Here is a 9,661-nt window from a genome sequence, read left to right as displayed (position 1 = left end):
CACGATCGACCATCCAAATCATCTCCCTCTCTTCCTTGCCCACGGAATCACCAATCCGATTCTGTGCAAAGCCCTCCCTGTGGGAGAAGGTGGCCGCGCAGCGGCCGGATGAGGGGTGTTCCAGGGAACGCCAACGCCTCATTTTTTCCAGCACCCCTCATCCGTCTCGGCGCTGCGCGCCGATCCACCTGGCGCGGTTCTTCCTTCTCCCCTTGTGGGAGAAGGTGGCCGCGCAGCGGCCGGATGAGGGGTGTTCCAGGGAACGCCACGCCTCATTCCGTCCAGCACCCGTCTCGGCGCTGCGCGCCGATCCACCTTCTCCCACAAGGGGAGAAGGGAAGAAGCAACCGCCTACTTCACCGCGCCTGCGGTCATGCCCATGATCAGGTAGCGCTCCAGCGCGATGCCGATGACGGCGAGCGGCGTGATCGCGGCGGTGGCGAGTGCGGCCATCGACCACCAGTTGATGCCCTGCGAGCCGGTCTGGCTCGCCACCATGACGGGAATGGTTTTTGCGTCGGTCGAGGTCAGCAGCGCGGCGAAGAAATACTCGTTCCAGCACAGCACCATCGCCAGGATGAAGGCTGCGACCATGCCCGGCAGCGCGATCGGCATGACGATGCGGAAGAAGGCGCCCCAGATCGACAGGCCGTCGACGAGGGCTGCTTCCTCCAGTTCGACCGGGATCGAGTTGAACTGGTCGCGCATGATCCAGATGACGATCGGCAGCACCATCAGCGTGTAGAGCAGGATCAGCCCGATGCGCGTGTCGAGCATGCCGACTTCCCGGTACAGCACGAGAAAGGGCAGGGCGAGCACCACCGGCGGCAGGATCAACTGCGACAGGAAGAAGAAGGAGATGTCCTCGTTCTTGAACCAGGCGAAGTGATAGCGGAAGCGGGTGAGGCCGTAGGCGGCGAGGCTGCCAATGACGATGGCGAGGCTCGATGCGCCGACCGAGGTGATGACCGAATTCATGAAGCGCTTGATGAACTCGTCGCGCACCGTCGAGGTCCGGAAGATCGCATCCGGCGACAGGCCGAGCGAGCGCCAGCCCTTCCAGTCCGGCTGGAAGTCGACGAACGGGATGAGATGGCCCTGGGTGACGTCGACCGCGGTCTTGAACGAGGTGGTTATCGTCCAGTAGATCGGGAACAGGCAGATGAAGGCCCAGAACACCAGCGCGCCATAGATGAAGACGCGGTTGGCGAAAAAGCTCGCCGGCGAGCGGATTTCGGAAGCGGCATAGTCGGTGGTCTGAACGCTCATCTGGCCGCCTGTCAATTGACGTTGCGCACGAAGCGATTGGCGAATTTCAACAGCCACGTCACGAACACGATGATGATGATCAGGTAGGCCATCGCCAGCATGGTGCCGTAGCCGACATTCGAGCGGTCGCGATACTCGCGGTAGATGAAGCTCGACACGGAATCGGTCGCGCCGCCCGGGCCGCCCGAGGTGACGGTGATGATGATGTCGGCCAGCTTCAGCTTGAAGATGATGCGCAGGATGATCGCCGTCACCGATACCGGCAGCATCAGCGGAAACGTGACCTGCCAGAAGGTCTGCCAGGCATTGGCGCCGTCGACCCTGGCCGCCTCGAGCACCTCGCGCGACATCGCCTGAAGGCCGGCGAGCAGCATGATCATCATGAACGGGATGAACGTCCAGGCATCCAGCACCATGATCGAGATGCGGGCGGTGATCGGGTTTGAGAAGAAGGCGGGGTTTTCCCAGCCGAGCTGGCGCGCCAGCGCCGCGGCCGGCCCGAAGCGGTATTCCATCAGCGACTTGCCGATCATCCACGACACCGCGACCGGCGACAGCATCAACGGCATGAGGAAGACGACGCGGAAGAATTTACGCGCGCGGATCTGTGCGTTGAGCAGCAAAGCGAGGCCGAAGGCGATAACGTATTCGACCAGCACCGCCAGCACGTAGAGCACCATGTTGAACAGCGCGTTGCGGTAATAGGGATCGGCCAGCATCTGCCAGAAATTGTCGAGCCCGTTGAACTTGCGGCCGGAGAAGGAACTGAGGTTCCAGTCGGTCAGCGCAATGTAGAAGCCGAACAGCGTCGGGAAGATCACCATGGCGATGGTGAACAGCAGCGCCGGCAGGAGGAACAGCGCGCGCTGGCCGTCTTCGCCGCGCGTCAGCACCTGGCCGATGCCGAGCGCAACACCCCACAGCACATAGGCATAGACGACCGGCCGCCAAGTCTCGAAGCCGATCGTGTCGACCTCTGTCTTGTAAAGGATCTGGATTGCGATCACTGCCAGCAGGCCGAACGTCGCAGCGGCCATCAACGCCCGGCCGAGCCGCTTGCGGCCCGGCGATATCAGATCGGCTGGAGCGGCGTTTGCCGGCCACGCACTGGTGGGCAAGGTCTCGTCAGCCACGCGTCTCGTCCGTTCACTGAAAGCTGCTATGACCGGCTGGCCGGTCAAACTGTTATGACCGGCTGGCCGGTCAAACTGGTCCGGCGGCTTTGCGTCGCCGGACCACGGTCCCTAGAATCTCAGCCTACATACCAAGCGAGGCCTTGTAGAGCTTGATCTGGTTTTCGCGGCCGATCTGGTCGGTCAGCTTCTCCCAGGCGGCTGCAATGGCGTCGGCGCCTTCCTGCGCCGTCATCTTGCCGGCAAATGTATTGGCCAGGATGTCCTCGGCGGCGCTGTAATATTGGAAGATGCCGGGGATACGCGGCTCGATCGCGGCGTTCGGATGGTTGTAACTGTCGGCCTCCGATTTCAGATACGAGGTGATGAAAGCCTCGTCGTAACCGGCCGCCACCCATTCCGGAATGTCGAAATGCGAGTTGCGGTAGGGTTGGAAGCCGGACGGATATGCTGCGCACCAGAGCGACAAGTCCTTGCCGCCGAGATGGGCAGCGGCAGACCAGGCCGCCTTCTTCTTCTTTTCGTCGCTGTCGACCCGTGCCATGACGTAGACGCCCCAGCCGAGATAGGCGCAGTTCGGCGAATAATTCGGGCCGCTGGCGAGCTTGTCCCACTGGCCGGTCTTGGAATTGTAGACGTCATCCGAGCCGGGCAGGATCGAGAAGCCGGTGACGTCGCCGACAACAGAACTGTCGTTGGTCTTGACGTTGGAGCCGACGTCGCCCCACCAGGTGACCATCGAACCGGTGCCGGCCAGGAACTGCTGGAAGGCGGTGGTGTTCGGGTCGGCGTTGATCTGGTCGGCAGGCTCGGACGGCAGCGCGTCGATCACGTCCTGGATCGCCCGCACCCAGGCCGGATTGTTGATGCGCGGCTTCATCGTATCGGCATCGAACAGCCAGGCCTTGTCGTCGGGATGCTTGGCATAGGCGCTGGCGCGGCTGCCGAGGAAATAGAAGCCGAAGCCGCCCCACGCCTTGGGCGCGTCGAGATAGCCAAAAACGTCCTGGCCCTGGAACTGCTTGCCCTTGAGGAATTTTGTCACCGCCTGCACCTGCTGCCAGGTCTTCGGCACGCCCCATTCACCGCCACCGCCGCCGTCCTTCCACGCCTTGGCGAGGTCGGCATCGGCAAACACGTCGGTGCGGTAGTTGAAGTTGTGCGCGTCGCCATCGACGGTCACGCGGTACTGCTTGCCGTCCCAGGTGCCGACCGGTGGCTGCAGATAGGCCACGACGTCCTTCATGTCGATCTGGTCCTTGACCCAGTCCGGCATTTCGGACGTGAGACCCTTGCCGCAGACGTCGCCTTCGAACGGCGCGCCCATCTCGATGATGTCGAAATCAACGGTGCCGGTGGCGATCGACTGCTGCAGGCGAGCGTTGTAGTCCGCCTGCGCCAGGTCGATCCAGTTGATCTTGGCGCCGGTATAGGTCTCCCACGGCTTCAGGAAGCCGCGAAACAGCACATTGTGCAGGTTCTGGTTGTTGAGCCCCATGAAGGTGAGCTGGACGCCGGCGAATTCGCCTTCCTTGACGCTGGCCTTGGTCGCCTCAAGGCAAAGCTCGCCGACCTGCTGGAAGTCGGCATCGGTCGGCTGGCCCTTGCCGACACCGGGGATCTGCAGGATCTGCGCGCGCAATTCGCTTGCCGCGGAAGCCGGGCGCGTCAGCGCGCCAAGCCCGGCGCCGGATGCCGCTGCGATCGCGGCCATGCTGGCCGCGCCCTTGAGCACATCGCGGCGAGTGGCACCCGCCCGCATGAATTGGTTGTAAAGGCTGACTTTCATTTCGTTCCTCCCAGAATCTCTATGGTGATTGTTCGGGTGTTTGGAGCGCTGGAAATGTTCCCCAACAACAGCGGCTCCCAGAAATAGCGGCCCAAGTTTTCCTCCGCAACGCTTCGACTTCCGTGGTCCGACCACCGTGCCGGCGCGCCCGGAACAGGGTCAAAACCCGAGCCCTTTCACTATTCTCACAACCAGGTGCCGTGTCAAACGCGAACAGAGTTTTTTATCTATAAAAGACTGACTTGCCCTCGCTGTTTGCGTTGTTTAGCTTCACCGCAACGAAAGGGGGGCCAATGGCTCAAGTCGCGATCAGCAATGTGGCCAAGGCGTTCGGAAGCGTCAAGGTCCTGCACGGTGTCAGCGTCGACATCGCCGACGGGCAGTTCGTGGTTCTGGTCGGCCCTTCGGGGTGCGGCAAGTCCACGCTGCTCAGGATGGTGGCAGGGCTGGAGACCGTTTCCGGCGGCACGATCGCCATCGGCGACCGTGTCGTCAACCATCTGCCGCCGGCCAAACGCGACATCGCCATGGTGTTCCAGAACTACGCGCTCTATCCGCACAAGACGGTCGAGCAGAACATGGCCTTTGCGCTAAAACTGCGCAAGACCGATCCGGCCGATGTCGCCGAGCGGGTCAAGCGCGCCGCCGATATCCTCGATCTCAACCCCTATCTCAAGCGCTATCCGCGCCAGCTCTCGGGCGGCCAGCGCCAGCGCGTCGCCATGGGTCGCGCCATCGTGCGCAACCCGCAGGTGTTTTTGTTCGACGAGCCGCTGTCTAACCTCGACGCCAAGCTGCGCGTCCAGATGCGCACCGAGATCAAGGAACTGCACCAGCGGCTGAAGACCACCACCATCTATGTCACGCACGACCAGATCGAGGCCATGACCATGGCCGACAAGATCGTCGTGATGCGCGACGGCCGCATCGAGCAGGTCGGCGCGCCGCTGGAACTGTTCGACCGGCCGGCCAATCTGTTCGTCGCCGGCTTCATCGGCTCGCCGTCGATGAACCTGCTCAAGGGCGTGGTGCGCAAGGGCGACAAGCCCATCGTCGAGATCGCAGGGACGCCGTTCCCGATGGCTGCGAGCAGCAAGGTGGAGGACGGGCGCAATGTCGTCTACGGCGTCCGGCCCGAGCATCTCGAAATCCACCCCGACGGCGTGCCGGCGAAGATTTCCGTCGTCGAGCCGACCGGTTCCGAAACGCTGGTGTTTCTGCGTTTCGGCGAGGGCGAGATGGTGGCGCTGTTCCGTGAGCGCCACGACTTCAAGCCGGGCGACACGCTGCACCTGAAACCGCGGCTCGACCAGGTCCATCTCTTCGACGCAGAGACCGGCAATCGTCTCTAAAACACTTTGAATTGCGCATGATCTTGTCCGAAAACCGACAACACTTCGGGATCATGCGCCAGGCTTCGCATCAAAAAAGCCGTTCGGGAGGGAACTATGCTCAAAGGGATCAATCCGCTGCTCAATGCCGACGTGCTGCAGGCGTTGCGGGCGATGGGCCATGGCGACGATTTGATCATCGCCGACACCAACTTCCCCTCCGATTCGGTGGCGCGCCAGACGGTGCTCGGTCGGCTGCTGCGCATCGATGCGCCGGCCGCTGACGTGGTCAAGGCGGTGCTGTCGCTCTATCCGCTGGACACTTTCGTCGACGATGCCGCCGCCCGCATGGAGATCGTCGGCAAGCCGGACGAGATTCCCGCCGTGCAGCAAGAAGTGCAAAGCGAGATCGATGCGGCTGAGGGCAAGGCCTGGCCGATGATTTCGGTCGAGCGCTACGCCTTTTATGAACGTGCCAAAAACGCCTATTGCGTCATCCAGACCGGCGAGCGTCGCTTCTATGGCTGTTTTGCCTTCCGCAAGGGCGTCGTTCCGCCGGACGCGGAGTAGCGGGATGCCAGGCAAGCCTGTGGTCATCAAGCCTGTCGTCATATTGGGCGTCTTCGTCGCCGACACCGCCTACCGCGCCGCCCGCCAGCCGCGCATGGGCGAGACGATCCTTGGAACATCCTTCACCCTCGGCCCGGGCGGCAAGGGCTCCAACCAGGCGGTCGCGGCCGGCCGTCTCGGCGCCGACATCACTTTTTTGACGCGCCTTGGCGTCGATCCCTTTGCCGACATGGCCAGGCAAACCTGGACGCAGGCCGGGGTGAAGAGCGCCGTCATCGACACGCCGGAGAGTTATACGGGTGCGGCCTATATCTTCGTCGAGGAGACGAGCGGCAACAACGCCATCATCGTCAGCCCGGGTGCGGCCATGCTGATTTCGCCCGACGACATCGAGGCTAACGCTGGCCTGATCCGCTCGGCCGGCGTCTTCGTCACCCAGCTCGAGCAGCCGATCGAGGCGGCGATGCGGGCGCTGGAGATCGCGCGCGGGGCAGGGGTGACGACCATCCTCAACCCGGCGCCGGCAGCAAAGCTTCCTGACCGCATCTACATGCTCTGCGACTATGTCACGCCCAACGAGACCGAGGCTGAGGAACTGACCAGCATCAAGGTGTCCTCCATCGACGACGCCCGCCGCGCCGCCGATCGTTTGCTTGGAAAGGGCGCCGGCGCCGTCATCGTTACGCTCGGCGAACAGGGCGCGCTGCTGCACACGGCCAGCCGCTCCGACCATGTCGGCGCGATCAAAGCCGGTCCCGTGGTCGAGACCACCGGCGCCGGCGACGCCTTCAATGGCGGCCTGGCCGCAGCACTTGCGAGAGGCGTGGATCCGCTGCAAGCGGTCCGCTTCGCCTGCGCCGTCGCCGGCATCTCGGTCACCCGGCCGGGCACGGCGCCGTCGATGCCGACACTGCAAGAGGTCGAGGCATTGCTCGCCAGGGGTTGAGGCCTCCAGCCCAGCGGGCAAATCGCATTTGGAGTCTTGCGAAGAAGGACCCCCACCCTAACCCTCCCCACAAGGGGGAGGGAACGCTGCCGCGCGCGCCCTTACTTCCCCTTTGCGCCAAATGGCAGGCAAATTGCCGAGGTCAACGCCAACGGAAGTCTCCCTCCCCCTTGAGGCAGGCAATCGCATTTGGAGTCTTGCGAAGAAGGACCCCACCCTAACCCTCCCCACAAGGGGAGGGAACGCTGCTGCGCGCCCTTACTTCCCCTTTGCGAAATGGCAGGCAATTTGCCGAGGTTAACGCCAACGGAAGTCTCCCTCCCCCTTGTGGGGAGGGGTTAGGGGTGGGGGTCCATCGTAGAGCGAAAGCCTCGGCTTTCACCTGTGATAGGCCCCCCTTTTATCGCCGAGGGACAGCGCCCCCCTCTGCCCTGCCGGGGCATCTCCCCCTCAAGGGGGGAGATTGGCCGTCATCGGCGCCTTCGCCAATCACCAGCGTGTGGGCGAAGTCGAAGCTGCTGATCTCCCCCCTTGAGGGGGAGATGTCGCCGAAGGCGACAGAGGGGGTCGTCTGACGTAATGCGCCAACCTCCTCTGTCGCAAGAGAGAAGGCCGCGCCCAGTCGAACCGACCCCATCTGTCTGCCGGACATCTCCCCCTCAAGGGGGGAGATTGGCCGTCATCTCCGACCACGGTGACATATTAGCCACAGTGAATATGAATCGCCAAACCCGTCTTGCGTCTTTGGCATAGGTGTCCCGTAATGGGTCACTGGGTCTGGCGCCGCAATTGCACGGTCAGCGAAGCCGGGGGCAATCTTGACCTGGCAATCGAGGGGGTATTGGGGGACCCGCCGCTTCGCAAATGAAGCGGCGGGCTCTTTCATGGCACCCATCACAAGCCGCCGACGGTGTTTTGCAATGCTCGCGGAGGCGCTCTAGCCGCGAACGCCGGTCAATTCGCGGACCTCCGCCCGCAGTGCCTGCAATTCCGCCAGGATCATCGCCTGGTCGCTGTGCAGCGTCGCCCTGTCGGCCGATTCCACGGCTTCATGCTCGGCCTCCATCGCCGAAACGATCACGCCGATGAACAAGTTGAGCACGGTGAATGAGGTCGCGATGATGAACGGGATGAAGAACAGCCAGGCGGCCGGATAGACCGCCATGACCGGGCGCACCACGCCGTCCGACCAGCCCTCGAGGGTCATGACCTGGAAAAGCGTGAACAGCGACGCCGGTATGCCGCCGAACAGTTCGGGAAACGACGCGCCGTAGAGCTTCGTCGCCATCACCGCAAAGACGTAGAACACCAGCCCGAGCAACAGCATGATCGAGCCCATGCCGGGCAGGGCGGTGATGAAGCCGGTGACGACACGGCGCAGCGAAGGAACGATGCTGATCAGGCGCAGCACCCGCAGGATCCGCAGCGCCCGCAGCACCGAGAGCGAACCGGTCGTGGGGATCAGCGCGAAACCGACGACGAAGAGGTCGAAGATGCGCCATGGATCGCGGAAGAAACGCGTCCGGTAGACGACCAGCCGGATCGCGAGTTCGAGCACGAAGACGCCGAGGATCGCGCGGTCGATGGCCATTAGCAGCGGGCCAAAGGCAGCAATCGCGTCGGGCGAGGTTTCGAGGCCGAGCGTGACGGCGTTGATCAGGATCAGGACCATGATCGCGAGGTCGAAGCGGCGCGATTCGATCAGCGATTTCAGGGCATCCAAGGCTTCTTCTCCGTTAGAGCATCGGACCCGAAAATGGGAACCGGGCATGGAAACTCCAATGCTCAAACGCATATGGCCGGCTTGTGGCGCACCGGATACAAAAAGTCGAAACAGCCGAAGAATGCTGCGGCTAAGCTACTGATCCCCCCTTGAGGGGGAGATGGCCGGCAGGCCAGAGGGGGTCGCCGCGCGTCGAGCACCAACCTCCACTGTCGCAAGAGAGAAGGCCGCGCCCCGTCGAACCGACCCCCTCTGCCCTGCCGGGCATCTCCCCCTCAAGGGGGGAGATTGACCGTTATCGCCGCTTTCACCAATCACTAGCGTTGAAACGCGCCAGGAACCATGCGGCGAGCAGCGGGTTTGGCTTGGATGCCGACACGTTCGGTCCACCCATTCTCCAAGGAGAACACGATGACATCAGCAAGCAAGACCACAGCAATTGCCGCGGCGTTGGCTATGCTGGCTTCGCCGGCGATATCCCAGACGAGCTCGCCTGCGCCCGCCGCACCTGCGCAGGGTTCACAGCCGTCGCCAGGCGGGCCAACCGAAGACTCCATGCGGCAAACGATGCGTGAGATGATGACCGAGATGCTGGAGGAGAGAATGCAGGAGCATCGCCGCCCGCGAGCAGAGCGGCGAGGTGACGACCGTTGGCATCGCGATTTCCGAAGGCATGACCGGCGCCATATGGGAGGCGGGATGATGCATGGTGCGCGGATGCGAATGATGTTCGCGATAGTCGACGCCGACGGCGATGGTGCGCTTTCTCAAACCGAGGTTCAGGATTTTGTCGAGCGGATATTCAGCGCCGTCGACGAGGACGGCGACGACAGCATCGACAGGGAGGAAATTCGATCCTTCTTCCACGGAGGCGCCGACGGAACGGGCGAATAAATCACT

General features: G+C 63.0%; 8 protein-coding genes. 4 read left to right on the top strand and 4 right to left on the bottom strand.

Features of this window, described 5'->3' with window-relative positions; translation table 11 throughout:
- Nucleotides 1-351: 351 nt before the first annotated feature.
- The 3 genes from AC0L2A_RS27940 to AC0L2A_RS27930 all read right to left on the bottom strand — a co-directional run bounded on the left by AC0L2A_RS27940 (nt 352) and on the right by AC0L2A_RS27930 (nt 4,191).
- Nucleotides 352-1,269 carry a carbohydrate ABC transporter permease gene (locus AC0L2A_RS27940; RefSeq protein WP_027155318.1) on the bottom strand — a complete coding sequence of 306 codons (918 nt, stop codon included), beginning with the start codon at nt 1,267-1,269 and terminating at the stop codon, nt 352-354.
- 11 nt (nt 1,270-1,280) lie between these two features.
- Entirely contained in the window at nt 1,281-2,402 is a 1,122-nt protein-coding gene (locus tag AC0L2A_RS27935; protein ID WP_473611514.1) for a carbohydrate ABC transporter permease, read from the bottom strand.
- A 124-nt stretch (nt 2,403-2,526) separates the two neighbouring features.
- The gene (locus AC0L2A_RS27930; protein ID WP_029353498.1) at nt 2,527-4,191 is read right to left on the bottom strand and encodes an ABC transporter substrate-binding protein; all 1,665 of its coding nucleotides are present in this window, start codon (nt 4,189-4,191) and stop codon (nt 2,527-2,529) included.
- 293 nt (nt 4,192-4,484) lie between these two features.
- Between AC0L2A_RS27930 and AC0L2A_RS27925 the strand changes: the two genes are divergently transcribed.
- The 3 genes from AC0L2A_RS27925 (at nt 4,485) to rbsK (ending at nt 7,038) form a co-directional block, all read left to right on the top strand.
- A complete protein-coding gene (locus AC0L2A_RS27925) occupies nt 4,485-5,543 on the top strand; it encodes an ABC transporter ATP-binding protein (protein WP_473611512.1) in 1,059 nt (352 codons plus the stop codon).
- A gap of 96 nt (nt 5,544-5,639) precedes the next feature.
- Complete coding sequence (locus AC0L2A_RS27920; RefSeq protein WP_473493599.1) at nt 5,640-6,092, top strand: RbsD/FucU family protein; 453 nt, start codon at nt 5,640-5,642, stop codon at nt 6,090-6,092.
- A 4-nt stretch (nt 6,093-6,096) separates the two neighbouring features.
- On the top strand, nt 6,097-7,038 hold the full coding sequence (gene rbsK / locus AC0L2A_RS27915; RefSeq protein WP_473611511.1) for a ribokinase: 942 nt from the start codon (nt 6,097-6,099) through the stop codon (nt 7,036-7,038).
- Nucleotides 7,039-7,975: 937 nt separating this feature from the next.
- Here rbsK and AC0L2A_RS27910 read toward each other — a convergent pair.
- Nucleotides 7,976-8,761 carry an ion transporter gene (locus AC0L2A_RS27910; protein ID WP_473611509.1) on the bottom strand — a complete coding sequence of 262 codons (786 nt, stop codon included), beginning with the start codon at nt 8,759-8,761 and terminating at the stop codon, nt 7,976-7,978.
- Nucleotides 8,762-9,337: 576 nt separating this feature from the next.
- On the opposite strand from AC0L2A_RS27910, the gene AC0L2A_RS27905 reads away from it, so the two are divergent.
- A complete protein-coding gene (locus tag AC0L2A_RS27905; RefSeq protein ID WP_236473745.1) occupies nt 9,338-9,655 on the top strand; it encodes an EF-hand domain-containing protein in 318 nt (105 codons plus the stop codon).
- The last annotated feature ends 6 nt before the right edge of the window (nt 9,656-9,661 follow it).

This window comes from Mesorhizobium sp. WSM4844 (assembly GCF_055811775.1).
The sequence above is the reverse complement of the archived record's forward strand: the minus strand, read 5'-3'. Positions and strand labels throughout refer to the sequence as shown.

What these genes read in the sequence shown, in the direction of transcription:
- AC0L2A_RS27940 (WP_027155318.1), bottom strand. Translation starts at nt 1,269, where the DNA reads ATGAGCGTTCAGACCACCGACTATGCCGCTTCCGAAATCCGCTCGCCG.
- AC0L2A_RS27930 (WP_029353498.1), bottom strand. Translation starts at nt 4,191, where the DNA reads ATGAAAGTCAGCCTTTACAACCAATTCATGCGGGCGGGTGCCACTCGC.
- AC0L2A_RS27925 (WP_473611512.1), top strand. Translation starts at nt 4,485, where the DNA reads ATGGCTCAAGTCGCGATCAGCAATGTGGCCAAGGCGTTCGGAAGCGTC.
- AC0L2A_RS27920 (WP_473493599.1), top strand. Translation starts at nt 5,640, where the DNA reads ATGCTCAAAGGGATCAATCCGCTGCTCAATGCCGACGTGCTGCAGGCG.
- rbsK (WP_473611511.1), top strand. Translation starts at nt 6,097, where the DNA reads ATGCCAGGCAAGCCTGTGGTCATCAAGCCTGTCGTCATATTGGGCGTC.
- AC0L2A_RS27905 (WP_236473745.1), top strand. Translation starts at nt 9,338, where the DNA reads ATGATGACCGAGATGCTGGAGGAGAGAATGCAGGAGCATCGCCGCCCG.